25 protein-coding genes and 1 tRNA gene are annotated in these 25,756 nt (G+C 41.2%); 3 read left to right on the plus strand and 23 right to left on the minus strand.

The genetic code is table 11. From position 1 onward, the window contains the following. Positions 1 to 42: 42 nt before the first annotated feature. From AC4D4A_RS05015 to AC4D4A_RS05030, 4 genes are all read right to left on the minus strand, one after another. Entirely contained in the window at positions 43 to 1,074 is a 1,032-nt protein-coding gene (locus tag AC4D4A_RS05015) for a sugar-binding transcriptional regulator (RefSeq protein ID WP_490994879.1), read from the minus strand. Positions 1,075 to 1,215: 141 nt separating this feature from the next. Further along, complete coding sequence (locus tag AC4D4A_RS05020; RefSeq protein ID WP_490994880.1) at positions 1,216 to 1,455, minus strand: glutaredoxin family protein; 240 nt, start codon at positions 1,453 to 1,455, stop codon at positions 1,216 to 1,218. Between the two features lie 45 nt (positions 1,456 to 1,500). Continuing rightward, a complete protein-coding gene (gene rpoN, locus AC4D4A_RS05025; protein ID WP_490995197.1) occupies positions 1,501 to 2,790 on the minus strand; it encodes an RNA polymerase factor sigma-54 in 1,290 nt (429 codons plus the stop codon). Positions 2,791 to 2,965: 175 nt separating this feature from the next. Continuing rightward, a tRNA-Arg gene (locus tag AC4D4A_RS05030) sits at positions 2,966 to 3,037 on the minus strand. Positions 3,038 to 3,333: 296 nt separating this feature from the next. Here AC4D4A_RS05030 and clpP point away from each other — a divergent pair. The 3 genes from clpP (at position 3,334) to AC4D4A_RS05045 (ending at position 8,249) form a co-directional block, all read left to right on the plus strand. Beyond that, positions 3,334 to 3,936 (plus strand): ATP-dependent Clp endopeptidase proteolytic subunit ClpP, encoded by a 603-nt coding sequence (gene clpP / locus AC4D4A_RS05035; RefSeq protein WP_490994881.1) that lies wholly within the window; start codon positions 3,334 to 3,336, stop codon positions 3,934 to 3,936. Positions 3,937 to 4,280: 344 nt separating this feature from the next. Next, positions 4,281 to 5,705: an amino acid permease gene (locus tag AC4D4A_RS05040; RefSeq protein WP_490994882.1), complete on the plus strand. Its 1,425-nt coding sequence runs from the start codon at positions 4,281 to 4,283 to the stop codon at positions 5,703 to 5,705. Positions 5,706 to 5,873: 168 nt separating this feature from the next. Beyond that, positions 5,874 to 8,249, plus strand: a complete 2,376-nt coding sequence (locus AC4D4A_RS05045; protein WP_490994883.1) for an immune inhibitor A domain-containing protein — start codon at positions 5,874 to 5,876, stop codon at positions 8,247 to 8,249. Between the two features lie 69 nt (positions 8,250 to 8,318). Here the strand turns inward: AC4D4A_RS05045 and AC4D4A_RS05050 are convergent, their stop codons facing one another. From AC4D4A_RS05050 to lgt, 19 genes are all read right to left on the minus strand, one after another. Then, a complete protein-coding gene (locus AC4D4A_RS05050; RefSeq protein ID WP_490994884.1) occupies positions 8,319 to 8,573 on the minus strand; it encodes an HPr family phosphocarrier protein in 255 nt (84 codons plus the stop codon). Positions 8,574 to 8,622: 49 nt separating this feature from the next. Next, positions 8,623 to 9,564 (minus strand): DNA-binding protein WhiA, encoded by a 942-nt coding sequence (gene whiA, locus AC4D4A_RS05055; protein WP_490994885.1) that lies wholly within the window; start codon positions 9,562 to 9,564, stop codon positions 8,623 to 8,625. Positions 9,565 to 9,594: 30 nt separating this feature from the next. Beyond that, on the minus strand, positions 9,595 to 10,569 hold the full coding sequence (locus AC4D4A_RS05060) for a gluconeogenesis factor YvcK family protein (protein ID WP_490994886.1): 975 nt from the start codon (positions 10,567 to 10,569) through the stop codon (positions 9,595 to 9,597). After that, on the minus strand, positions 10,544 to 11,470 hold the full coding sequence (rapZ, locus tag AC4D4A_RS05065) for an RNase adapter RapZ (protein WP_490994887.1): 927 nt from the start codon (positions 11,468 to 11,470) through the stop codon (positions 10,544 to 10,546). The genes AC4D4A_RS05060 and rapZ overlap by 26 nt, the downstream gene beginning before the upstream one ends. A 3-nt stretch (positions 11,471 to 11,473) precedes the next feature. Continuing rightward, positions 11,474 to 11,938: an 8-oxo-dGTP diphosphatase gene (locus tag AC4D4A_RS05070; RefSeq protein WP_490994888.1), complete on the minus strand. Its 465-nt coding sequence runs from the start codon at positions 11,936 to 11,938 to the stop codon at positions 11,474 to 11,476. 293 nt (positions 11,939 to 12,231) lie between these two features. Further along, complete coding sequence (gene trxB / locus AC4D4A_RS05075; RefSeq protein WP_490994889.1) at positions 12,232 to 13,185, minus strand: thioredoxin-disulfide reductase; 954 nt, start codon at positions 13,183 to 13,185, stop codon at positions 12,232 to 12,234. A 114-nt stretch (positions 13,186 to 13,299) separates the two neighbouring features. Continuing rightward, positions 13,300 to 14,790 carry a tetratricopeptide repeat protein gene (locus AC4D4A_RS05080; RefSeq protein WP_490994890.1) on the minus strand — a complete coding sequence of 497 codons (1,491 nt, stop codon included), beginning with the start codon at positions 14,788 to 14,790 and terminating at the stop codon, positions 13,300 to 13,302. 1,241 nt (positions 14,791 to 16,031) lie between these two features. Further along, complete coding sequence (hisIE, locus tag AC4D4A_RS05085; RefSeq protein WP_490994891.1) at positions 16,032 to 16,703, minus strand: bifunctional phosphoribosyl-AMP cyclohydrolase/phosphoribosyl-ATP diphosphatase HisIE; 672 nt, start codon at positions 16,701 to 16,703, stop codon at positions 16,032 to 16,034. Beyond that, entirely contained in the window at positions 16,700 to 17,458 is a 759-nt protein-coding gene (gene hisF, locus AC4D4A_RS05090) for an imidazole glycerol phosphate synthase subunit HisF (RefSeq protein ID WP_490994892.1), read from the minus strand. Before hisF ends, hisIE begins: the two co-directional genes overlap by 4 nt. Continuing rightward, positions 17,458 to 18,201, minus strand: coding sequence for a 1-(5-phosphoribosyl)-5-[(5-phosphoribosylamino)methylideneamino]imidazole-4-carboxamide isomerase (hisA, locus tag AC4D4A_RS05095; RefSeq protein WP_490994893.1), 744 nt, complete (start codon positions 18,199 to 18,201; stop codon positions 17,458 to 17,460). The genes hisF and hisA overlap by 1 nt, the downstream gene beginning before the upstream one ends. Next, positions 18,201 to 18,839 (minus strand): imidazole glycerol phosphate synthase subunit HisH, encoded by a 639-nt coding sequence (hisH, locus tag AC4D4A_RS05100; RefSeq protein WP_490994894.1) that lies wholly within the window; start codon positions 18,837 to 18,839, stop codon positions 18,201 to 18,203. The genes hisA and hisH overlap by 1 nt, the downstream gene beginning before the upstream one ends. Before the next feature lie 19 nt (positions 18,840 to 18,858). Further along, positions 18,859 to 19,446 carry an imidazoleglycerol-phosphate dehydratase HisB gene (gene hisB, locus AC4D4A_RS05105; protein WP_490994895.1) on the minus strand — a complete coding sequence of 196 codons (588 nt, stop codon included), beginning with the start codon at positions 19,444 to 19,446 and terminating at the stop codon, positions 18,859 to 18,861. Then, positions 19,443 to 20,726 (minus strand): histidinol dehydrogenase, encoded by a 1,284-nt coding sequence (gene hisD, locus AC4D4A_RS05110; protein ID WP_490994896.1) that lies wholly within the window; start codon positions 20,724 to 20,726, stop codon positions 19,443 to 19,445. Before hisD ends, hisB begins: the two co-directional genes overlap by 4 nt. Positions 20,727 to 20,741: 15 nt before the next feature. Continuing rightward, positions 20,742 to 21,377 carry an ATP phosphoribosyltransferase gene (gene hisG, locus AC4D4A_RS05115; RefSeq protein ID WP_490995198.1) on the minus strand — a complete coding sequence of 212 codons (636 nt, stop codon included), beginning with the start codon at positions 21,375 to 21,377 and terminating at the stop codon, positions 20,742 to 20,744. Next, on the minus strand, positions 21,374 to 22,561 hold the full coding sequence (locus AC4D4A_RS05120; protein WP_490994897.1) for an ATP phosphoribosyltransferase regulatory subunit: 1,188 nt from the start codon (positions 22,559 to 22,561) through the stop codon (positions 21,374 to 21,376). The genes hisG and AC4D4A_RS05120 overlap by 4 nt, the downstream gene beginning before the upstream one ends. Positions 22,562 to 22,761: 200 nt before the next feature. Further along, the gene (locus AC4D4A_RS05125; RefSeq protein ID WP_490994898.1) at positions 22,762 to 23,289 is read right to left on the minus strand and encodes an acyltransferase; all 528 of its coding nucleotides are present in this window, start codon (positions 23,287 to 23,289) and stop codon (positions 22,762 to 22,764) included. Continuing rightward, a complete protein-coding gene (gene ppaX / locus AC4D4A_RS05130; protein WP_490994899.1) occupies positions 23,286 to 23,930 on the minus strand; it encodes a pyrophosphatase PpaX in 645 nt (214 codons plus the stop codon). The genes AC4D4A_RS05125 and ppaX overlap by 4 nt, the downstream gene beginning before the upstream one ends. Next, positions 23,899 to 24,867, minus strand: a complete 969-nt coding sequence (locus tag AC4D4A_RS05135; protein ID WP_490994900.1) for a nucleoside recognition domain-containing protein — start codon at positions 24,865 to 24,867, stop codon at positions 23,899 to 23,901. Before AC4D4A_RS05135 ends, ppaX begins: the two co-directional genes overlap by 32 nt. A gap of 79 nt (positions 24,868 to 24,946) precedes the next feature. Continuing rightward, positions 24,947 to 25,747 carry a prolipoprotein diacylglyceryl transferase gene (gene lgt, locus AC4D4A_RS05140; protein ID WP_490994901.1) on the minus strand — a complete coding sequence of 267 codons (801 nt, stop codon included), beginning with the start codon at positions 25,745 to 25,747 and terminating at the stop codon, positions 24,947 to 24,949. Between the last annotated feature and the right edge of the window lie 9 nt (positions 25,748 to 25,756).

Genomic DNA, 25,756 nt, shown 5'->3' on the forward strand with positions numbered 1-25,756 from the left:
TGGAATCTTAGAAATAGATTTTAAATTATATTCAAAAGGGTGTTATCCCTTAAGTAACTGTAGTGCCGCACCTTCATCCGTAATTAAAATCGGTTTTTTAGGTGCCATTTTGATATAGGCTTTTATTGCCTTAGCTTTTGAAGCTCCGCCAGCAACGGCGATTACATGTTCCGCGTTAACCAGATCATCTAATTGAAGGCCGATTGTATGGACTTTTTGTATTATGTTGCCATCTTCATCGTAATAATATCCAAACGCCTCTCCAATTGCCTTTTTATTCTCAAGCTCCTGGAGACTGTCATCGGATGATTTCCTTCTTTCAGCCATTGTTTTGGCTTCCCCTATACCATGAAGAACGATATTGGCTGATTTCAACAAATTCAATACCTCATGTATAGCAGGTTCACTGGTTAGCGTATTGTATGCAGCTTCACTTAGGTTGTCCGGTACATACAGGACACGATATCGTGAATGCATCTTTTCTGCCATTTGTTCGCAAACTGTATTGGCCTGGTATTGAACACCCTTGCCAAGACCGCCTCTTGCTGGTACAAACAAAATGTCATCTACATCTGGAAGCTCTGAGACATCAGGTAACATTCTGCCTATTGCTGCCATTGTTGTTCCACCTGTTACGGCAATGATATTTTTACCCGTTAAGAGACTTTTCATACGCGATGCACCGGCACGTCCAAGCTCATCTATTACCCATGGGGATTGGTCACTATCACCACTAACGATGATAATTTTCTCCAAATCAAGTTTTTCCTGTAAAAGGCGCTCCATATCATCTATACCCGATAATTGCCTTATTACACCACCCAGATGGTCGAGGACCTCTTTCCCTTCATTGGTAACAGTCATTCCAGAGCTTGCGATTTGTATGAGATTTTGGTTTTTCAAAAATTCCACTTCGCTTCGCAAAATCCGCTCCGTAATGTTCAAAGTCAGTGATAAGCTTCGTCTGCCTACCGGTTGCAGAGTACGAATCGTTCTTAAGATATTGTATCTTTTTTGCATGACCTCAAATATATCTGGAATTAATTTCTTCTGTAAATGGAGTATTCCGTCCATATCTTCAAACTCCTTTTATACTTTGGTCATTTTTTGTCCTAGCAAGACGTTTAGCGTCCCAGTTTATGTAAAAAAATAGCTCCTGATGTAATTCCATTCTAACAGGAGTTTCGAATAGTTGCAAGGTTCTAAATGTGAACATCACGTTAAATAGCGGCGAATCTCATCTAGATCTATACGTCCGTATTGAATAACCTGATCATTGATTTCGACTACAGGAATCATAAGCCCATATTGTTCCAGCAATTTATCATTGGAATATATATCGACTTCAAGGAGAGTAAACGTCATTTCTCTTTGCAAAATTTTCAAAAGATCCTTTGCCTCTTCGCATAATGGGCAATTCTTTTTTGTATAAAAATGAATGATTGGTGCAATCACTCTCTTTCCCCCTGCTCTTTCTTATTTTCTACATTTATAAATTAATTATTCACTAACCTCGTATCGTTTTCTTTTTGAAGAAGATGGTATATGAAGCTGAGTCCGATATTTCGCGATTGTCCTCCGTGATACAAGAATACCAAAATCATCCTGAAGTTGCTTTGCAATTGCCTGATCGGATAAAGGCAGTGTTTTCTGCTCTGTCTTTATCAACCGCATTATTTCTTGCTTTACTTGTTCTGATGAAGAGTCCTCCAATTGATTGGTCGGGATGCTGCTCGTAAAAAACATTTTCATTTCATAAGTCCCAAATGGCGTTTCTACCACTTTGTCCCTAATCGCCCTGCTTACTGTTGACTCATGCACATCGACCATTTTAGCGATTTCCTTCATAGTTAACGGCTTCAAGTTTACACTCTTCCCAGTATCAAAGAAGACAGATTGCTTATCCAAAATGGCATGGGTTACACGACTTAAAGTCTGCTCTCTTTGTTCAATTGCTTTTTTTAACCAGTTTAGCTCCATTTTCTTTTCGTACATATACTTTTTAGTTATGTCATCACTTCCATCCTTTATAGAGGAAGTAAATTCATTCGTTTTAAATCTTCTCATTGATAAAACCTTTACAGTGGGTACTCCTTTTGAAATAGAAACACTTACGTCTGGTATGAAATATTGGAATTCACCACTATAAAAAGCTGAACCAGGTTTGGGGTTATATGCCTGTATTAAATCAAAAATGGATTGAATATCTGCAATAGTTACACCAACCAGCTTGGCAAGCTCTTTCCACTTTCTATTCACAAGCATATCGAAATGATTAATCAAAACCTCTTCTAGTGGCAGATCATCGATATCATCACGTTTAGCCTGTATGAGCAAACACTCACTTAAATTCCTGGCCCCCACTCCGGCAGGTTCCAATGCCTGCAAAACAGATAAGGCAACATCCCATTCATCCTGACTAACGACCACTAAGGATTTAGCTTCCTCAAAGGTAATACGCAAATATCCATTTTCATCGATACAATCGATCAAAAATAATAAAACACACTCTTCCCTGTCCGTTAGGACTTTAAATGGAATTTGGGCTCGTAAATAAGATTTTAATGAAACAGTCTCCTCGCTGATTTGATTGATTGAGGATTCACTATATGATTTGCCTGAGATTATCGGATACTCTTCATCTATTTCAATCAACGGATTCTCCAGCGCTTTTCCATCGATATAGGCAGCCAATTCAATTGCTGGGTATTGAAGCAAGGTTATTGCCTGATTTAATTCCGGCGTCATCGTCAGCTTTAACCTTTGTTGCAGGTACAAACCAATCTCCACATTCAAATTTCCGCCCCCTTATAACATAAACCGCTTACATTAATAGTAGTAAATAGGAAGTCAGAGAGCAAGAAAAAGGAGGATATATTTACAAAATATTGAATTGTTATAAATAAAAAAATGTCTCAGTGCTGAACCACTTATAGCACTGAGACATTTTCAACAATATTATATACGCCCTCGGAGGGAATCGAACCCCCATCGTAAGAACCGGAATCTTATGTTCTATCCATTAAACTACGAGGGCAAAATATTAGCCTACAAAATTATATTATAAGGAAGAGAAAGTCTTTTTGCAAGAACTATTCCTTAGGTTTATAAGGCTTTATGTTGGGTAAGATGGATATCAGGGATTATTTTATTTCCATACATAGAATCAAACGTAAATTAAGTGCAGACTAATCAGATAAACAAGACATCAGTCCTTAACAAAAAACATATAGTAATGTAAGCGTCTTTTGTTTGACCTTTATTGACCATAAAGTGTATGATAAAGTCAAAGCCAAATGTATTATTTTTTTACATATAAGGAGGAGAAAATAAATGAATTTAATTCCTACAGTTATTGAACAAACAAATCGCGGGGAACGCGCATACGATATTTATTCCCGTTTATTAAAAGACCGGATTATCATGCTTGGAAGTGGAATTGATGACAATGTAGCCAACTCCATCGTTGCCCAATTACTGTTCCTTGAAACTGAAAACCCAGAGAAAGATATTTATCTTTACATCAATAGCCCAGGTGGAAGCATCACAGCAGGTATGGCAATCTACGATACAATGCAATATATTAAACCACAGGTTTCTACGATCTGTATCGGTATGGCTGCTTCAATGGGTGCATTCCTTCTTGCTGCCGGCGAAAAAGGAAAGCGTTTTGTGTTACCAAACAGTGAAGTGATGATTCACCAACCGCTTGGCGGAGCTCAGGGACAAGCGACTGAGATTGAAATTGCTGCTAAACGCATTCTCTTTATGCGTGAGCGCTTAAATAAAATATTGGCTGAACGCACTGGTCAATCTTATGAAACAATTGCTCGCGATACAGAACGTGATAACTTCATGACAGCTGAACGTGCAGTTGAGTACGGATTAGTTGATAAAATTATCACCCGCAATGTAGTAGAAGAAAATAAAAAATAAGAAACTGATTAAGAGCTGTCGAGATATTCGGCAGCTTTTTTGTTTTATCAAAAAAATAATGTAGATATCCCCCTTTACTCCCCTACCCCACAATCTTTTAGTTCTCTAATTGTTTATCACTTTACCAAATTAAAGTTTGATGTTAATATGAAAGCACAATTTAATAATTAGTCATTCTAAAGAGTGTTTATTGTGTTGAATTTCATACTTAAAAGTCTCAACCAATACAGCCACCGGAATGATCAAATTATAATTCGGGTATAGAATTATATCGTTTTTACCACATGCAATCATTAATCTTATTATCTTTTTCGCATATCTTGAAACAGAAGGAGTCTTTCATCATGAATAATAAAAAATGGGGATTTTGGATCTTAACCATGTTTGTTGTCGGCAACATGGTTGGCGGAGGAATATTTATGCTGCCGGCAAACCTGGCTGGTGTCTCTAGTCCGTTTGGAGCATCAATGGCTTGGATCTTAACAGGAGCTGGAGTTTTAATGGTCGCTCTTGTATTCGGAAATTTGGCAATCAGAAAGCCCGAATTAAAAACGGGACCGCAAAGCTATGCTCAAGCTATGTTCAGTTCACCAAGAAAAGGGAAAATTGCTGGTTACAGCATTGCTTGGGGTTACTGGGCTGCTAACTGGGCAGCAACGGCATCAGTTATTATCTCGTTTGCCGGGTACTTATCTACCTTCTTCCCAATTATGCAAAGCCAGTACATCCTTTTTTCAAGCGGCAATTTTGATCTGGAATTAGGGAAATTCTTAAACTTTATGGTATGCACAGTTATGCTGTGGGGCATTCACTTTATTCTCTGCAAAAGCTTTAACAGCGCTGGAAAAATCAATTTGCTGGCAACCATCACAAAAGTAATTGGTTTCGCACTTTTTATCGTCGCAACCATTTTTATATTTGATTCTGCTAATATAATGAACGGTAAAGAATTTATCGATGCATCTGGGGTTTCCCATTCATTGGGCGGACAAGTAAATAACGCAGCTATTGCCACGCTATGGGCCTTTATTGGCGTAGAAGCCGCTGTGATGCTATCCAATCGGGCAAAGTCTCAGACTGATGTGAAAAAAGCGACTATCACCGGACTGATTATCGCCATTGCGATCTATATTGGAATAACATTATTAACAATGGGCGCATTATCCCAAGAGGCATTGCAACAGTCACATAAACCTTTGGTTGATGCTCTGCAGGCTGCTATCGGATCGAACGGTGCTTATATTCTAGGATTCCTTGCCTTAATTTCATTATTTGGATCCACAGTCGGTTGGATTGTCGTTAGCTCCGAGGTTCCTTATCAAGCTGCTAAATCCAACTTGTTCCCGGCATTCTTCGGAAAAACGAATAAAAAAGGGAATCCAGTCAATTCTTTGACTATAACGAACCTATTAACGCAATTCTTTTTATTCGCTACTGTTTCCGGAACGATTATGGAAGCTTATGAATTTGCAATGGTCGTTGCTACTCTAGCTTACCTAATTCCGTATTTTGTAAGTGTTCTTTATCAAGTGAAGCTGATTATTACCGGTGAAACCTATGCAGGGATGAAGCGATCACGATTGATAGATGGCATAATTTCCATAGTAGCTCTTGTATATACATTATGGGTGATTAAAACCGGAACAGCCGACTTAAAAACATTCTCGCTCGGTATAGGATTATTTGTCCTCGGACTTGTTCTCTATCCAATCCTTATGAAAAACAAGAAACCAAAAGAACTTTCTAGAAGTTTGACAGAAGATAGATAATCATAAGACGAAACCACTCTTTTAAAAAGGGTGGTTTTTTTATGCCTAATTACCTACTTCTTTTTCCCCAACCACTCCTATTCTACCATTTCCAACTATTAAAGAGGTTTTTAACAGAATAGTTAGAATATTATAGATTGTTAATTAAAATTAAGAGGAGGAAACCATTTGCGGGGAAAATCTATTTTGGCATCAGCCTTCGCTGCTGCTTTAACATTCAGTGCCTTTGCACCAGCCACTTCTGCTCACCAAGTTTCGACAACAAGTAACCATACAACCGAGACCAATCATAATCATTCAGTTACAGGAAGCACTTTTGATTTAAGCATTGCCAACGAAGAACGATTAATTAAAATGCTGAAAAAAGAAGGCACCATCAAGAAAAATGCAACAGATAAAGAAGCACAGGCACAGTTGAAAAAGTACTTAAAGAAAAAAGAAGAAAACGCTAAAAAGGACTCATCAAAAAAATTCGATAAGCAAATGAAAGAATTGCAAAAGAAATGGAATAAGAAGAAAAAAGGTAAAAAACCAGGCAAAGGCTCCAAACCTAATAATGGTGTTGTTCAACCAGTAAAGGAAGAAAAATATAAAGGGTCTGTCCAAAAGGATAAAGTTTTGGTACTGATGATTGAATTCCCTGATTACAATGGTGACAATGTCAGACCAGAGGATACAGACATGTACTACAAAGATTATACTAAGGATCATTATCAACAAATGATTTTTGGTAAAAAGGGATATACAGGTCCTAACGGCGAAAAGCTAATTTCCATGAAGCAATATTATGAACAGCAATCTGGCGGTAGCTATACCGTAGATGGTGAAGTAGCTGGTTGGTATATGGCTAAAAAACCTGCCGCTGACTATGGTGGAAATACTCCGACACCTGATGGAAATGACAAGGATGCACGCAGCCTTGTAAAGGAAGCACTTCAAGCAGCAGCAAACGATCCAAATGTTGACCTTTCTGAATATGACCAAGAAGATCGCTACGACTTGGATGGGGACGGAAATAAACGCGAACCAGATGGATTAGTCGATCACTTAATGATTGTCCACTCTGCTGTAGGTGAAGAAGCAGGTGGCGGTACACTGGCTGGAGACGCAATCTGGTCCCATCGTTCTAATTTGGGAGGGGTATTCCCAATCGATAACACGGAAACAGACCTTCCATACTGGAACGGACAAATGGCTGCTTTCGATTACACAATTGAACCAATTGACGGAGCTGCCGGGGTATTTGCCCATGAATACGGTCATGATTTAGGTCTACCGGATGAATATGATACGCAATACTCAGGATCTGGTGAAGCCATCGGCTATTGGTCAATTATGGCAAGCGGCAGCTGGGCAGGTAAAGTTCCAGGTGGAGAACCAACTGGATTCAGCCCATATGCAAAAGAATATCTTCAGGAGAGCCTTGGAGGGAACTGGCTAAATTACGCAGAGGTCGATTTGGATGATCTGAATAGACGGGGATCTGAATTCCTTCTCGATCAAGCTAACACAAAAGGAAGAAATCTGGATGCACTTAAAGTGAATTTGCCCCAAAAGAAAACAACAGTAAACACTCCTTATAGCGGGAAGTATGAATACCATAGCGGAAAAGGGAATAACCTAAATAACTCCTTGGTTACTTCTCTTGATTTAACAAATAAAACGGCGGCCCAATTATCTTTCAAGACTTGGTATCAAATAGAGCAGGATTGGGACTATGCATCTGTCCAAGTGCGTGAAGAAGGGCAAACAAACTGGACAGGGTTAGCAGGGAACATAACTACTTCTACTAATCCACATGAACAAAATCCTGGAAACGGAATAACAGGAAACTCAAACGGATGGGTAGATGGTATCTTTGATTTAACAGCCTATGCTGGTAAGAAAATTGAATTGCGTTTTAATTACTGGACTGATGTAGCAGCTATTGAACCAGGCTTTTATGTGGATGATATTACAATTACTGCCGATGGACAGGAACTCGTAAAAGATAATGCAGATACTTCAACCTCTGTCTTTACATTAGATGGCTTCACAAAGAATGAAGGCTTCTATACAAGTGACCAATACTATTTGGCAGAATGGCGGAATCATCAGGGAGTCGATTTGGGACTTGCTCATATCAAACGCGGAGCCAGCCTAATGAAGTATGATGGCGGATTAGTGGTTTGGTATGTGGATGACAGCTATTCAGATAACTGGACAGGCACTCACCCGGGTGAAGGCTTCCTTGGAGTAGTCGATGCTGACCAAGGAACATTAAAATGGAGTGACAAATCCTTAGCTGCAACTCGTTATCAAATTCATGATGCTGCATTTAGATTAGATAAAACAGATAAAATGTATTTGGATTATAAGAGTGTAAATGGTTTAACATTGTCAGATTTTGATACGAAACCAGTTTCTGTGTTTGATGATAGCAAAAATTATTTAAACCCTAGCAAACCGGACGCGGGACGGAATGTTCCTGAGTTTGGCGTAAAAATCAAGTTAACGGGTCAAAGTAAAGACCGTACTGTCGGAAAAATTCTTATTAGTAAATAAAGCAGAAAAAGAGGCGGCTCATAGATAGCCACCTCTTTTCTGTTTGTATCCTAACGGTTCTGCATTTTACTACTCTTTTGTCATAAATGCTTCTAAAACCTGTATAGCCTCTTCTTCATCCTGACCATCTGCTGCAAGGGTCACTGTCTTACCTGATCCAATCGCCATACTCATTAATCCCATAATACTTTTTACATTGACCTTCTTTTCTCCATCTATAAAAAATATATCAGATGAAAAACGACTTGCCTCTTGAACAAATAGAGCAGCCGGGCGTGCCTGTAAGCCTGTTTTAAGCTGTACAGTGACTTCTTTTTCAATCACAGCGATTCCCCTCCATTAAATATTATTTATATCATAATGCTTGGAATACTTATTTAGATTCACCAGCTCGCAGCTTTTCGGCAATTTCATCTATTTTACGTAGACGATGATTAATACCCGACTTGCTTATTTTATCGCTTGAAACCATTTCCCCAAGTTCTTTTAGGGTTACATCTTGGTATTCGACACGCAATCTTGCAATTTCACGTAGCTTATCAGGCAATATATCCAGACCAACAGTATTTTCAATATAACGTATATTTTCAACCTGGCGCAATGAAGCGCTGATTGTTTTATTCAAGTTTGCAGTTTCACAATTTACAAGTCGATTTACAGAATTTCGCATGTCTCTTACAATACGAATATCCTCAAATTTCAAGAGCGCATTATGCGCTCCAATAACATTCAGGAATTCAGAAATCTTTTCCGCTTCCTTCAAATAGGTGATAAATCCCTTTTTTCTTTCGAGTGTTTTGCTTTTTAATCCGAATGAGTTCATCAACTCACACAATGAATCATTATGTTCTTTATATAAAGACGATATTTCTAAGTGATAAGAGGAAGTCTCAGGATTATTAACTGATCCGCCTGCAAGGAATGCACCACGTAAATATGATCGTTTACAGCATTTCTTGTGAATTAGTTCCTCGGATATATCATGGATAATCGTAAATCCATTTTCAATGATATTCAGGTCTGTAAGTACTTCCTTCGCTTTCTCAGAAAACCGTACAATATAGACATTATTCTTTTTCAGCTTCATCTTTTTACGAACAAGCAAATCAACCTGGAGATTATAAAGCTTCTTTAAAAACGTATAAATTCTCCGTGCAATGGCTGCATTTTCTGTTTGCACATCCACAATAAGATGACGATTGGAAAAGGATAAGGATCCGTTCATCCGGATTAGCGCAGATAGTTCTGACCTTGCGCAGCACTCTTTTACTTCTAAATTGGTTAATTCTTTTTTTGTTTCCGACGCAAACGACATCCCTTTTTTACACCTCAATCCCTTTACAACTTACACTTTATTCTTTTCCTTTAATAAATTATAGATAATAGAGGCAACAACGACTGTATCATGTCTGACACGGTTATTTTGAATCGTTACAATATTATCCTTAATCACTTCCAGTCCCATTTGTTCAAGTCTGTTTATATCAAAGATAACCGGTTGGGCATATTCTTCTTTATATTTTAATTTCAAATGCGTAGGGATATCCTCTTTATTGACTAAGATTGTATCCATACACGACTCACCTAAATGCTCATTGATTACTTTCAAATGGTCACTTGCTGTATAATTCAGGGTTTCCCCAGCTTGAGTCATTAAGTTACAAATATATACTTTGGATGCTTTGGAATTTGCAATTTCAGCTGCAATTGTAGGCACAACCAAATTAGGCAATATACTTGTATAAAGACTACCGGGTCCCATTAAAATTAAATCGGCCTGTCTGATGGCCTGAATGGTTTCATGAGGAGGCTGAATATGCTCAGGACTGAGGAACACCCGCTTTATGCGTTTCCCGGAGTATGGAATTTTTGATTCACCGGAAACAACTGTCCCATCCTCGAGTTCTGCATGGAGGATTACGCTCTGGTTCGCGGAGGGCAAAACCTGTCCTCTTACATTTAAAACCTTACTCATCTCCTGAATAGCATGTACAAAGTCACCTGTAATAGAGGTCATCGCAGCAAGAATTAAATTCCCTAGTGCATGACCTGATAATTGTTCTGAGCCTGTAAATCGATGCTGAAACATTTGCTCAATTAATGGCTCTACATCAGACATAGCTGCTAAAACATTCCGTATGTCACCAGGAGAAGGGATATCCAATTCCTCTCTCAATCTGCCAGAACTGCCACCATCATCCGCAACGGTCACTATAGCGGTAATATCGAGGGGATATGACTTTAGCCCTCTTAATAGGACTGATAGGCCAGATCCACCACCTATGATCACCACTTTAGGTTGTGCTGATATGGATGTCATCGGTGCGTACCTTCCTTTTATCAATATCACGATGCGTTACACTCGTATGGTACTCATTGTTATAACGTTTACCCAGATATTCAGCTAAAGTAACGGAACGATGCTGACCTCCAGTACATCCCACAGCGATAATTAACTGGGCTTTTCCCTCACGTTTATATTGAGGAATCATAAAATCAAGTAAATCCGTCCATTTTTCAATAAACTTCTGGGTTTCACTCCATTTCATTACGTAAGAGGAAACCTCTTCATCCAGTCCAGTTTGCGGACGCATATTTTCTATATAAAATGGATTAGGCAGGAATCTCACATCAAAAACTAAATCTGCATCGATAGGAATGCCGTGTTTAAAACCAAATGACATGATATTAATCGTGAACTCCACCCGTTGATTTACGGAGAACTGTTTGGCAATTTTCTCACGCAGCTCTTTTGGCTTAAAATTTGATGTGTTGTAAATCGTTTGAGCCCGTCCTTTTAATTCCTCAAGCAAATCTCGTTCCAGTCTAATCCCTTCCAGCGGCGATCCTGATGGAGCCAATGGATGAGTACGTCTCGTTTCCTTATATCTTCTTACTAAAACGGAGTCATCCGCATCCAGGAATAAAATTTCAGGGACAAACTTAGAGGATTCGTTAAGATCATCCAAGGCTTTGAATAAGTGTTCAAAAAATTCCCTGCCTCGTAAATCCATTACTAATGCTACCTTATTCATCTTCTTTCCTGAATTGTTCATAAGCTCCATGAATTTAGGAAGAAGCGTAGGGGGAAGGTTATCCACACAGTAGAAGCCTAGATCCTCAAAGCTCTGTATCGCAACTGTCTTACCGGCACCCGACATACCCGTAATAATGACCAGCCGATTCTCCGATGCTGCAGTTTCTATTTTTTTCTCTTCCATTATTTATTCCCCGTTTCTTTCAAGCTTGTAATCGAGTAGTATGAAATCTTCTGTATATTTAAATGTACCTATTAGTATTCCTTGTCCATTCATCATATGATCCAATATTTTGCGATCTCCCTCTGCCATTGGCAATGCCTGAATATCGTTTAAAGGGTGCCATTTCAGAATTCCTTCCTCATTCTCCTGATATGCTTCTCCCTCAAATGCATAGGCACGGAAAGAAAAAAGCATCCATTCATGAACGATTTGGTCATCCTTCATATTAACCATGGTGAAAATGCCTTTTAACTCAGGACGCTCGATTTTCAAATTGGTTTCTTCATAGAATTCACGCATGACAGAGTCATGTATGGATTCTCCAGATTCCATTTTGCCGCCGGGCGCTACCCACCAATTTCTTCTTGGCTTTTGAAGCATAAGGGCCTTGCCATCTGCCATTAACATACAATTGGTTACTCTTTGCAAACTTTTTCACCTCAGTTGCTACAGCACAAATTAGATAGACTTCTCTTTATTATACTATTTTAGATGTGCATGAACAATGTACGTTAGTCATCATAATTTTTTCAGGCTACCCCTAAATTTTTCGACAAACACAAAAAAAAGCGGCATAGGTTTTATAACCTATGCCAAAAAAGTATATAAAAGGGGGTCAATTTCTTATTTTCATTCTACCCCAAATGTATTGCACTTTGATTACAGCTACATTAAGTAATAATGACGTACATGTAAATTTTTTACTCAGCCTTCAAGCATTATTATTTAGCTTGTGCTTTTAATTGCTCCATCAACTCTTCTACATAATGCTGTGCGGATTGAGCGGCTATACTGCCATCACCTGTTGCTGTAACAATTTGTCGTAAATTCTTTTCACGAACATCTCCCGCAGCAAAAATACCAGGGATTTTTGTTTCCATACGGTCATTGGTTTCGATATAACCAGCTTGATTCGTAATACCGATAGTTTGGAATGGTTTTGTTAACGGAAGCATTCCAATATAAATGAATACGCCATCTGCCGGATACTCGCTCTCAGTACCATCTACAGTGGATATCAATGTTACGCTGCCAACCTTACCATCTTTCTCATTAATGCTTTTTAATGTTGTATTCCAAATGAAATCTACTTTTTCATTCTCAAAGGCACGCTGCTGCAGAATTTTTTGGGCACGAAGTTCATCCCTGCGGTGTACAATCGTTACTTTAGAAGCAAAGCGAGTTAAGTACACACCTTCTTCAACAGCAGAATCTCCTCCGCCAATCACGAAAAGCTCTTTGTTTTTAAAGAAAGCTCCGTCACAAACTGCACAATAGGAAACACCACGACCACCTAGCTCTTTTTCACCTGGTACGCCGATTTTCTTATATTCAGCACCAGTAGCAATAATAATAGTACGCGTTTTATATTGCTTGGAACCAGCATCAATGGTTTTATATTCTTTTCCATCAATAATTTGTTTTACTTCACCATAAGCATATTCTGCGCCAAATTTTTTCGCATGCTCGAACATTTTAGTTGATAGATCTGGACCAAGAATGGTTTCATATCCCGGATAGTTTTCAACCTCTTCCGTATTCGCCATTTGCCCGCCCGGAATTCCACGTTCAAGCATTAATGTCGAAAGATTGGCTCTTGAAGCATATACAGCTGCTGTCATACCCGCCGGTCCGGCTCCAATAATAATTACATCATAAATTTTTTCCTCAGACATTATGAATCACTCCTTCTTACGATAGGACTCGAAGCCTCTCTACATTCATTACATTTCTCGTCTTATCCTCGAACTAATCGTATTAAACTATACATATTAGGTCCAAAAATTTGCTCATTGCAACAATTCGGCTACAAGCTTTACATACTTAGAAAGTGTCGAGTTAGATATTCCATATCGTTCTGCCACTATTTTTTGAGATTCTTTTTCACCGCGCAGCTTGTGCCATTCGTAATCAATAGCAGCTGCCCATGCAAGTGGATTTCCGAACCGTATACCATTTTCTTTTCCTTCAGCATATACAGAAAACCATAGAAAATATAAGCCGGATTCAATCAATTTTACCGGCTGATAAAACCTGTATAATGTGTCAGCAACCTCTGCCGCAAAAAATGGACGTTTTTCGGATAGATCGATGCTATTTTTATATTCTCGTTCCATCGCTGTGAAACGTTTATTGTTCTCGTAAGAGGGGTGAGTTTTAATTTGATTGAATTCACCCGAATGACTCGCTAAAAAGAGACCAAACAATCTCTCCTCCAGATACTCACTTTCCAACTTTTTAATGATGGAAGGCGCATGCTCTTCAAATCCAGATTCCTCATCTTCTATCATTTCGCCCCATGGCTCAAGTCCCTCTTTATCCGGACTGTATTCAACCACTTTAGCCCAGGCATTTTCAGCAACTCTCTTTTGCCCGATTTGATGGGCTGATTTACTGAGCCAATAATAGAAGGTTCCATCCCCTTCATATCCCTTTTTCTGTAGCTGGCGAAGCCAAATATATGCTTCCTCATAATAACCAGTCAGCGCAAAGGTCGCTCCTAATTTCAACCGGTGCTCATCAAGAATAGGTCTGACTTTTTTTAGGACTGCGAAAACCTCATCAAGCTTTTCCTGCTCCATCTGATAATGGTAAAAGACCATTCCATTGCACAGAGCATGCAAATTGCCAGGGTTCTTCTCAAGCACTCGATCGAGCGTCTCAAAAGCTTTCTCTGTTTTACCTACATAGAAATAAGCCAGTGCCAAATTGTTATAGGCCGACCAAAATTCAGGATATAAATCGATTAATTCTTCAATTTTTTCAACGGCTTTCACAAAATTACCCGCTTCAAGCAACTCACGCGCCGCCTCTTGACGCATCATTAAATCATCCTGAATCTCCAAGGTTTCTTCTGTTTCATCCGTCTCAAATGTGATTAAATCCAGCAAATCTTCTGCATCCTCACTGAATTCACCAAACTGATCTTTATTTAAATATTCGTTAGCATGCTTATAGGCCTCTTTAAATAAACCCATATGAGCAAAATTATTAGCCAGGAAATAATGGCACTCCGTCATAAACGGATCCAACTCCTGAAGAATATTCTCAAGCAGCTGATTCGAAAACTGATATTCACCTAATTCCGTACAAATCACAGCCAGCTGGCAAGCAATCATCGGCTCACCCGGTTCCAGCTGCAACGCACGGTTCATATATTTCTTAGCTCTATATAATTCCCTTCGCTGGAAAGCTTTTATTCCCTTTGTAAAATAGAACTCTCCCGTGGGGTTAAACGAAACAACTTTTGCCTTATTAGTCAAATTAAAATTATTCCCCATCTAGTCCTCCAAGCACATATACTTTAACCCTACAATTATACCATATTAAGAGAATTATAGAAAGAAAAGCGGAGGCGAGACGACTGATTCAAGGAACAAAGATTAAGAACGCCACATCCTGTGGCAACATCTTTGTGACCTACATCCTGTAGGCCTCCGACAAGCATAAGGAGAGGCACGTAGGGAGGCGGTCTCCCCTCCCGCAGTGGCTATCCTTATGACTCGAGGGCCTAGGAGCCGCAGCTGGATCATAAGAAAGCGGAAGGGCCTCGCCCAGGAGCGAGGAGCATAAGACAGAGGCTCGGAGGGGGACTATTAAGGAGCAAAGACTAAGAACGCCACATCGTGTGGCAACGTCTTTGTAACCTACATCCTGTAGGCCTCCGCAGAGGCTATGCTTATGTCCCGAACTCCTGGGCCCTGACGCTGGATCGGGAAGAAAAGCGGAGGCGAGACGACTGATTCAAGGAACAAAGATTAAGAACGCCACATCCTGTGGCAACATCTTTGTGACCTACATCCTGTAGGCCTCCGACAAGCATAAGGAGAGGCACGTAGGGAGGCGGTCTCGTCTCCCCTCCCGCAGTGGCTATCCTTATGACTCGAGGGACTAGGAGCCGCAGCTGGATCGGATGAAAAGCGGAGGCGACTGGTCAGCTGCGACAAGCATAAAAGGAGGTGCGCAGGGAAAGTGCTCTTTCTTTCCCGTAGCAGCTACACTTATGTCTCGAGCAGCTAGGAGCCGCAGCTGGATCCGAAGAAAAGCGGAAGGGCCGAACTAAGGAACGAAGACTAAAAACGCCACATCGTGTGGCAACGTCTTTGTAACCTACATCCTGCAGGCCTCCGACAAGCATCATATGGAGAGATTACATGTCAGTGGGGTTTCTGGGTCAGGAGGGGCTTAGCCCAGCCAGAGCTACTTTCCCCTCTGCCTTTTCACTCTCCTTACCCCACCTTTACCCAAGGATAGCCCGGGCATAGGTGGTCCATAGCCCCGTCAGAGATCCTTTCTCCTCTACCTTTCACCCACCCTTGACCCACCTTTACCCGGGTATAGGCAGGTTATAGGTCGGTCATAGTCCGGTCATAGCTCCTTTACCCTACCTTTCCCCTGGCTCTGACATACCTTTCACCCGGCTATGCCAGACCTTTATCCGGGTCATAGCCCTGTCATAACCACTACACACCACCACTCCCCCTGCTCCCTTCACTAAACAAAAAACTCAAAAGGATAACAATCATCCTTTTGAGTCAGTTTCATCATCATTCTGTTTAGTAAGATGGCGGTCACGCAGGTTTTTTTGAATTTCAGAGAATGGGAGATTTTGTTCTTTTAAGAGGACAAGGACGTGAAAGAATAAATCGGATACTTCCCATTTTAATTCTTCCAGATCGCGGTTTTTGGCAGCGATGATGACTTCTGCTGCTTCTTCTCCCACCTTTTTAAGAATCTTGTCTACCCCTTCTTCAAATAAATACGTTGTATAGGAGCCTTCGGGACGCTCTGCTTCCCGTTCAGCAATGATTTTCTCCAAATCATATAGAAAATCCTTTGCTTCATCTGCCGGCTGAATTAAATTAGCATTATCAGCCTGATACAGCGATTCCGTAAAGCAGCTTACCGTACCGTTATGACAGGCTGGGCCTGCAGGTTGAACCAATACTACTAATGCATCCTGGTCACAATCATAGCGGATTTCCCGCACGGCTTGAGTGTTGCCGCTTGTTTCCCCTTTATGCCAAAGCTCCTGGCGGGAACGGCTGTAAAACCAGGTTTCTCCCGTTTGAATCGTTTTCTCCAATGATTCCCTATTCATATATGCCAGCGTCAGGATTTCCTTCGTTTCTCCATCCTGAACAATGGCCGGCACTAATCCGTTCGCATCAAATCGTATTTTTTCTATATTCATCTCACAAGCACTCCTTGTTCTCGCAGTCTGCGTTTAACTTCCTGTACGCTTGTCTCTTTGTAGTGGAAAATGGAGGCAGCCAGTGCTGCATCTGCTTTTCCTTCTGTAAAAACCTCAGCAAAATCTTCCTTGCTTCCCGCTCCACCGGAAGCAATCACAGGGACTGTAACAGCCTCACTGATCGCTCTTGTCAGTTCAATATGGAATCCGCTTTTTTCCCCATCACGGTCCATACTCGTCAGTAATATTTCACCGGCACCGAGCGCAACGGCTTGCTTAGCCCAATCAATAGCATTTAATTCGGTTGCTTTACGGCCGCCATGTGTATAAACTCGAAAGCTTCCCATTTCCGCATCATACTTTGCATCAATAGCAAGAACGATACACTGATTTCCAAAATAGCTGGCTCCCTCAGCAATCAGCTCCGGCCGAAGCACCGCGGCCGTATTTACTGATACTTTATCCGCTCCAGCGCGTAAAATGGTCCTCATATCAGTGACCGAATTGATCCCTCCGCCAACTGTAAATGGGATACTCAGGACAGCGGCCGCTTCCCGAACCACTTCCACCATCGTCTTTCTTCCTTCATGGGAGGCCGAGATATCCAGGAAAACCAACTCATCTGCTCCTTGGTCATCGTACATTTTCGCCAATTCAACAGGATCACCTGCATCCTGAAGTCCAAGGAACTGAACCCCCTTCACAACGCGCCCCTCTTTTACATCCAAACAGGGAATAATTCGTTTCGTAATCATTAGGATTCAACCGCCTTTGCTAAGGCCTGCGCCAATGTAAAGCGATTTTCATAAAGCGCCTTCCCAATGATGACTCCTTCAATTCCATCCGCTTGATAGGCCTGTAACGCAGCGATATCCTCAAGCTGACTCATTCCTCCTGATGCGATGACATTCTTTCCGGTTGCGCGCGCAAGTTCAGCTGTTGCCTCTACATTGGGACCATTAAGCATTCCGTCATTGGCGATATCCGTAAAAATGAACCATTCTGCCCCTTTATCGGCAAAATACTTACCTAAGTCAACGACAGTCCAATCACTTGTTTTCAGCCAGCCGTCAGTAGCCACTTTGCCGCTTTTACCATCCAGACCTATAGCAACTTGCCCCGGATATTGCTGTATCATCCGTGTTGCAAATTCTGGCTCTCTTACAGCCACGCTGCCAAGAATGACACGCGATATACCATTCTCCAAGTAACGGGCTACCTGTTCCTCATTGCGAATCCCACCGCCGACTTGAATCGATACACCCTTTAATTCCCGAGCTGCCTTTAAGACGTATTCCTCATTAACCGGATTTCCCTCTTTGGCACCATCCAAATCAACCATATGAATCCATTTGGCTCCTAAAGTAGAGAAGGACTTGGCCATTTCAAATGGAGAGTCTCCATAAACTGTTTCCTGTCCATAATCCCCCTGCAGAAGACGGACACATTTACCGCCTCTCATATCAATTGCCGGATAGATTGTAAAATTCGTCCCCATCACTTATCCCCCGCCTTCTCTATTACCAGTTTCACAAAATTCCCAAGCAAACCTTTTCCCATCTGTCCACTTTTTTCAGGGTGAAATTGCATTCCCATCACATTCCCTTTTCCTACTATTCCGGGTACCTCGACATCATACATTGCTGATGCAATCAATTCCGCTGAGTCCTTTATTTGGGCATAATATGAATGGACAAAGTAGACATAATCCTCTTCCAATCCGTCAATTAAAGGATGCACATTCCTAAATTGCAGTTTATTCCATCCCATGTGAGGAACTTTATAGGTTTTACCGGTTTGATCAATTCCCGTAAATTTAGCAATATGTCCATCCAAGAAACATAGCCCCTCGGAATAACCGTGTTCATCACTGCTCTCGAACAAAAGCTGCATTCCAAGGCAAATGCCGAGCAAGGGCTTACCACTTTCTACATACTCTTTTAAAAATACGTCCAATTTCTGCTCTTTTAATGCAGTTATTGCATCTCGAAAAGCACCCACACCGGGTAAAATTAACCCATCACAGCCGGCCAATACAGCTGGATCACCGCTTATCACAGGATCCGCTCCCTGCCTGTCCAGTGCATTATAAACACTGAATAAATTTCCCATCCCGTAATCAACGATTCCAATCAAAACTGCCACCCCTCTCCACTTAGAGCATTCCTTTTGTAGATGGAATTCCTTTCACCCTCGGATCGTGCGATGTCGCTTCATCAAGCGCACGGCCCAGTGCTTTAAAAATAGCTTCAACAATATGATGGGAATTACGGCCATAATGGACGATGACATGAAGATTCATCTTCGCCTCAATCGCAAGCTTCCATAGGAATTCATGTACTAGCTCTGTATCAAAGGTTCCAATCATCGGTGCCGGTATGTCTGCTCTAAATTCAAGATGCGGCCGATTGCTCAAATCAACAACGACCTGCGCCAGTGCTTCATCCATTGGAACAAAGGCATTTCCATATCGCTTAATCCCTCTTTTATCTCCAAGCGCCTGATTTAACGCCTGCCCTAAACAGATACCAATATCCTCTGTCGTGTGATGCCCATCCACTTCTATATCTCCATCCGCATCTACTCGTAAATCAAAATGGCCGTGTTTCGCAAATAGGTCCAGCATATGCGAGAGAAACGGCACACCTGTTGAAAGCTCAGTCTTCCCTTCACCATCAAGACCCAGAGCAAGCTTGATTTTCGTTTCATTCGTTCTTCTTTCTATTTCGGCAGTACGTTTCATTGACCTTCCTCCTTCGAAATAAATCGCGATTCCACGGCCCGCGCATGAGCCTCTAAACCTTCTAATCTAGCAAAAGCAGCGATTTTAGATGCATTAGCCTCAAAATCTTGTTGACTGTACATAATTAAGCTCGTTTTCTTTTGAAAGTCATCTACATTCAACGGACTTGAAAAACGGGCTGTACCATTTGTAGGCAGTACATGATTGGGACCTGCAAAATAATCGCCAACCGGCTCAGAACTATATTTACCGATAAAAATAGCACCTGCATGCCGAATTGCGCCCGCCACATTCATCGCATCCGCTGTTTGAATTTCCAAATGTTCAGGGGCCAGTTCATTTACAGCCTCAATCGCCTCTTCCAATGTGTTTGCTACGTAGATACCGCCAAAATTGTTCCAGGCAGCAAGTGCAATCTCTTTACGCGGTAACAAGGCTAATTGTCTCTCTACTTCTACTTTGACCTGGCTCGCCAATCTTCGGCTCGTCGTAATCAGCACACTGCATGCCCGTTCATCATGTTCAGCCTGCGATAGCAAATCCGCTGCAACATGCCGAGCCTCTGCCGTTTCATCAGCAAGTACCGTAACCTCACTGGGGCCGGCAATCATATCAATATCCACATCCCCATATACTTCCCTTTTGGCAAGAGCGACATAAATATTACCCGGTCCAGTAATTTTATCTACTTTTCCGATTGATTCCGTTCCATAAGCAAGAGCTCCGATTGCCTGGGCGCCGCCTACTTTATAAATTTCAGTGATACCTGCAATATGTGCAGCAGCCAGCACGGAGTCAGGTAATCTCCCGTCCATCCCAGGTGGCGATACCATGACGATCCGTTTTACACCGGCCACTTTAGCCGGGATGGCATTCATTAATACGGAGGATGGGTAGGCAGCCGTACCGCCTGGGACATAAATGCCAACTGAATCCAGCGGAGTACGCTTTAAACCAAGCATAGTTCCCGTCACGGACATATCAATCCATGAATTTTGCACTTGTTTTTCATGATAGCTTCGCAGATTTGAAGCAGCTTCAGTCATGATTGAAATCATCTCTTGCGGCATGCTGGCGATTGCCTTTTCCATTTCATCGTTTGTTACTTTAAGAGAATCCATCTCTGTTTGGTCAAACTTTTTTGTATAAAACAATAAAGCCTCATCTCCGCGTTCCTTTACATCCTGCAGGATTTGTTGGACAACCTTCCTTTGAGCATCAGATCCGCCATCTATCGTACGTTTCAAGGATAAACCACTCGTTAACGATTTTATTTCCATGCCTTCTCCCTCCAATTATTCCTTCGGCTGCAAAACCTTCCCCAGTCGCGTTACCATTTCAGCGATTTCTTTTTCCTTCATTCGATAACTTACCGGATTTGCAATAAATCGTGATGTAACATTTTGGATTGCTGCATACTCGACCAGACCATTCTCACGTAAAGTTTGTCCGGTCGATACAATATCGACGATTCGATCAGCAAGGCCTATCATGGGAGCCAGCTCAATAGACCCGTTTAACTTAATAATTTCGACCTGTTCACCCTGCTCACGAAAATATTGGGAAGCGATATTTGGGTATTTACTGGCGATTTTCGGAGCAATCTTGTTCATTTCTGTATTCGGCATGCCTGCCACGGCTAAATGGCATTCACTTATTTCTAAATCCAACAATTCATACACATCGCGCGCTTCTTCCATCAGAACATCTTTACCGGCAATCCCTACATCAGCCACCCCATGCTCGACATAAGTAGGAACATCCATCGGTTTAGCCAGGATAAAACGGAGATTTTCATTCTCTACATTAATGATTAATTTTCTCGTATCATCAAAATCAGGAGGAATCTGATAATCTGCTTTTCTTAATAATTCCACTGCCTCTTCCAAAATCCGTCCCTTTGGCATGGCAATCGTTAATTGATCCATTATCTCTCTCCCCCTGATCGATCTGTCATGTCAATCATAAATTCAATATTCGAAAAATTATTTGTAAATGTATTTACATCCTTTATCCCATTCACATTTTGTAAAACCACGCGCATGCCGGATTTTCGCAGCTCCTTTGCCCGATTTATTGCTTTCTGTTGCTGTACAGGATGATAAATGATGCAAAGGGGCGGCTCTTCAACAGTCCTTGAATCGAGTGCCTCCAGTATGCGGTCTAATCGTAAACCAAATCCTGTGGCAGGAGCATCTGTCCCGAACTGTTTATATAGCTCGTTGTATCTTCCTCCATTTCCAAGCGGAAAGCCCACATTTTCCCCAGATACTTCAAACAAAATACCAGTATAGTAATCCATATGGCTGACAAGGGATAAATCGTACGTAATCATTTCTGTATGATCTGTTAAAAGAAGGATATCGGCCAATTTTTTCAATTCTTCGACCGCATGCTGACCAAGCTGTCCATTCGTCAGTTTTTCAGCCATTTCCAAAATCTCGCGGCCCCCTTTTAAATCAAGAAGCTGAAACAGAATCTCTTTATCCTTTAATGAAATTGGCAATTGATTCACATACTGTTTAAAACCAACATAGTTCTTTTCAAACAGGAATTTCCTCATAATCGCTGCAGTTTCTGCGCAGCCGCCAAAATGAAGTAGTAAATCCTGTACAAAGCCAATATGACCAAGCGTAATATGGAATCTTTCCAAACCTGCACATTTTAAAACATCAGACAGAAGACAAAGCACTTCAGCATCAGCAGACAGGGTACGATCCCCTATCAATTCAATCCCAAATTGCTCAAATTCTGCTGGACGTCCTCCCTCTTTTTCCTGTGCTCTGAACACATTTGCACTATAGGCGAGCCGCTCGGGATTCCCTTCCTTCAATAGATGGGAAGAAGCAACCCTGGCAATCGGCGAGGTCATATCGGGTCGCAACACCAAACTATGACCATCTTTATCTAATAACTTGAATAAATGAACATCACGAATAGCAGATACCTTACCGACCGTCTCATAATATTCGAGTGATGAAGTTTCCAAAAAACGATAACCGTATTGAACCGTTTCATCCATCATCCTTTGTTTCATGGATTGTTTTATCTTATATAAATCCGGCAATGTGTCACGCATGCCCAAGGGCTTTTCAAACATAAATAAATCCGGCATAATTAACAGTCCTTTTTTATAAGTTTTTAGAACGCTTTAGTTCGCTAATATGCTAATATGATGAAGTTAAGTTAAAGTGTATCGTTCCTTCCAAATAACGTCAAGTGATATGGATATTGGATATTCCTTTCCACCAATCTATCATTAGGCCTGCAGATTACACAATTAAAAACCCCGCTCTAATGAACGGGGTTACTCTCTTACCGGAAGAAGTCATCTTCCTTTTTTCTGATTTTCATTTCTTCCGCACTGTAGATGACTTTCATCGGGTTACCTCCTACAAAGGCCCCTGCAGGAACATCCTTATGAACGAGGGTACCTGCCGAAACAATCGCACCATCACCTATTTCAATTCCGGGCAGCAGAGTTGAGTTGGCACCAATCAACACTTCATCACCAATAATTACACTCCCTAAACGGTATTCGTTTATTAAGTATTCGTGCGCGAGAATTGTTGTATTATAGCCAATCACCGAGTTACGTCCAACGGTTATTTTTTCTGGAAACATAACGTCAAGCATAACCATTAAGGCGAAGGAGGTCTTCTGCCCAACCTTCATTCCTAAAAAAGTCCGATAAAGCCAATTCTTCATGCCTAAAAAAGGGGTATATCTCGCAATCTGTATAACGATAAAATTGCGGACAACCTTCCAAAAAGGAACGGTTTTATAAACATACCAAAGGGAATTGCCATCACCTTTTACCGGATAACGCTTAGTTCTTCTCATTGCTTTACAATCGTTAAGAGGTCGCGCATATTTTCAAGCATATAATCCGGCTTGAATTGCTCAAGATACTCTCTTCCCTTAATTGTCCAAGCCACCCCCGCTGTCTTCGTTCCAGCGTTTTTGCCAGCCAAAACATCATGGCTGTTATCTCCAACCATAATCGTTTCAGAAGGCTCAGATCCGATTAATTTTAACGCTAACTGGATCGGCTCTGGATCTGGCTTTGGCATTTGAACATCATCAAGTGTGACAACAACATCAAAGAAGGATTCAAGGCGGCCTTTAATCAAGCCCATTTTAACAGCATTGCGCATTTTAGTTGTCACAATACCGACTTTATATCCACTTTTTTTAAGTATTTCAATCGTCTCATATACACCTTCATATTCACGAACAAGCAAGTCATGATTGGCAAAATTATGTTCGCGGTAAAAAGCAATCATCTCATCCTTACGCTCTGAGTCCAAGCCTCCAAAGGTTTCAGCCAGGGATGGACCAATAAATTGGTAGACATCCTCACGTGAATATTGGCCCGGATAGTAATGATCAAATGTATGTAAAAATGAGGCAATAATTAATTCATTCGTATCAATTAATGTTCCATCCAAATCAAATAGTAATGTTGTGATTTTCTGCTTCACGCTGTTCTTCCTTCCTCTTTCTTAATTCTACCTTTTTCCATATAAATGCAATTGTTACGGCTAAAAGAATGGCTGTCACTAAACGGATGAGCAACAGGGGCAGAACTGGCACGCCAAGAGGGATAAAAATGACCGTATCCTCCACCACTGCATGGCAGGCGATTAGAAAGATAAAGGCGATCGTAATATCCTTTTTACTAACCCCATCTTCACGAACGGCATCAAGCATAACTCCCGCTCCATAAGCCAGACCAATGACCAAGCCCGCAACCAATGTCATGGATGTGTTTTCTTTCATCCCCAGCATCCTAGTGATAGGCTTCATCCAGTCCGAAAATTTATTTAGCCAATTAAGATCCTTCATAATTTGGATAACTAGCATCAATGGGATGACGATCAATGCCAGCTTCAATGTTCCATAGGCTGCTTTTTCCAATGCCAGCAATAAAACAGGCATGATGCCTGATACCACTTCCTCAGTGCCGCCGATTCCATAATAGATTCTCTCTGATCCGCCCTGCCATACTAAATGAATGACAATGGCTGATAATAGCGCGAGCCCAATACGTGTGAGCAGGACAACCCATAGTTTAACTCCTACCTTTAACGCAACACCGGTTTCAATAAAGAGATTATGGGAAAAGGAAAGCATAACGGCAATAATAAATACTTCTTTAACAGTTAAAGAATCGAGTGCCAATATGCCCCCAATTCCGGCATAAAGATTCAAAAAGTTCCCGAGTACCAATGGAATCGCTGCGTCTCCCGGAAGTCCAATCAGTCCCATGGCAGGACTTATCAAATCAATGATCCAAGGTAATACCGGTGTATACTGCAGAATGGAAACTAAAAATGTAACGGGAAAAATAATCTTCCCGAGCATCCACGTTGTTCTTAACCCAGCCATTATCCCTTTTGATATGGTATCTTTTTTCATAAATTCCACCCCTTTAGCTGTTCACGATGTACAACTTGCAAATCTGAAATTCTAAAGATGTGGTTATGAGCAATGGACATCATATGTCTAAATATTTTTTCTCTGAATACCCCATTTTCCGTCTTACAACAAGCAGGATTATTCCACTAATAATTAATAATAACGACAAGACCTGCGCCATTCGGAATTCACCAAAAAGCATGAGGCTATCTGTTCGCATTCCCTCTATAAAGTAGCGGCCGATGGAATACCAAATAACGTATGTCAGGAACATTTCACCCTGACGCAAGTTAACTCTTCTTAACAGAAGCAATAAACCAAATCCAAGAAAATTCCAAAGGGACTCGTACAAGAAAGTCGGGTGGTGGTAAGCACCATTGATAAACATTTGATCAATGATAAAGTCCGGTAACATTAAATTCTCAAGGAATGAGCGACTAACCACGTCACCATATGCTTCTTGGTTAATGAAATTACCCCATCTGCCAATACCCTGCGCGAGAATAAGAGATGGCGCTGCAATATCAGCAATTTTCCAGAAGGATATATTTCTGGAGCGGGCAAAGAAAATGGTTGTAATGACGGCCCCAATCAAAGCTCCATGAATGGCAATTCCGCCATTCCATATTTTATAAATATCGCCGAGGTGATCTTTATAATAAGACCACTCAAAAATAACATAGTAAATACGTGCACTGATAATAGAAATTGGAACCGCATAGATCAACAGGTCAACAAACAAATCTTTGTCCAACCCACGGCGTTTTGATTCACGCATGGCAAGCCAAAGCCCAATAAAGACACCCATTCCAATAATAATTCCATACCAGTAAATCTGGATGGAACCGATATGTATGGCAACACGGTCTATCGTATTCATCTACCCTAA

This window comes from Pradoshia sp. Z5_111, from assembly GCF_058267535.1.